The sequence below is a fragment of the Mesorhizobium sp. M0243 genome (assembly GCF_040321775.1).
Lineage (GTDB): Bacteria > Pseudomonadota > Alphaproteobacteria > Rhizobiales > Rhizobiaceae > Mesorhizobium.
In genome coordinates this window covers 1-999 of sequence record NZ_JAMYSF010000077.1, presented here as the reverse complement: position 1 = coordinate 999, position 999 = coordinate 1, and the positions used below count along the sequence as shown (strand labels likewise).

1 protein-coding gene is annotated in these 999 nt (G+C 60.3%); it reads left to right on the top strand.

All coding sequences use genetic code 11. The annotated features are described in order from the left end of the window. Positions 1-41: 41 nt before the first annotated feature. Positions 42-990, top strand: a protein-coding gene (locus NKJ11_RS33685; protein WP_031249521.1) for an IS630 family transposase whose coding sequence is annotated in 2 segments (ribosomal slippage) — positions 42-377 and positions 379-990 — 948 coding nt in all. Because the reading frame shifts where the segments join, the coding sequence is not laid out codon by codon here. Positions 991-999 lie beyond the last annotated feature (9 nt).

Here is a 999-nt window from a genome sequence, read left to right as displayed (position 1 = left end):
TTGTGATTCAAGATGCTGGCTGGATTGGAGGCCAGCATCTGATGACGCGAGCGCTTTCAAATGATCTTCGTGAGCGTGCAGTAGCGGCGGTTGGCGACGGGGAGACCTGCCGTGCGGTTGCCTCGCGCTTTGGCGTTGCGGTTTCCTCTGTAGTGAAGTGGTCGCAGCGTTACCGTGCCACTGGCTCGGTGGCGCCGGGCAAGATGGGCGGACATCGCAAGCGCGTCCTTGAGCCGCATCGGGCCTTCATTATGGAGCGGCTTAATCAGACCTCTGAACTGACGCTGCGTCGGCTGAAGGACGAGCTGGATGCTCGCGGGGTCAAGGTCTCGCACAATACGGTGTGGCTGTTCCTGCGCCGCGAAGGCCTGAGCTTCAAAAAAAACTCTGTTCGCCCTTGAGCAGGCGCGTGCCGATATTGCCCGCAGGCGCCAGCGATGGCGCTCTTGGCAAAGCGGTCTCGATCCACAGTGCCTGGTCTTCATCGATGAGACCTGGATCAAGACCAACATGGCTCCACTGCGAGGTTGGGGGCCGAAAGGCAAACGGCTGCGCGGCTTGGCTCCACACGGCCACTGGCGCACGCTGACCTTCCTCGGTGCACTACGCTGGGACCGGCTCGCAGCACCTTGCGTCTTCGACGGACCGATCAACGGCCAATGCTTCCGTGCTTATGTCGAGCAGCAGCTCATCACCGTGCTGAAGCCCGGCGACATCGTGGTCATGGATAACCTGGGAAGCCATAAGTCGGCGGCCATCAGGCAGACGATCAAAGCTGCCGGCGCCAGGCTTTGGTATCTGCCGCCCTACTCGCCGGACCTCAATCCGATCGAGCAGGCCTTCGCCAAGATCAAACACTGGATGCGACAAGCTCAGAAACGCACCGTCGAGGACACGTGGCGCCACATCGGCCACCTCGTCGAAACCATCGAGGCAGCCGAATGCAAGAACTACTTCGAAAACGCAGGCTACGCTTCCGTCAAAATATGAAACGCTCTA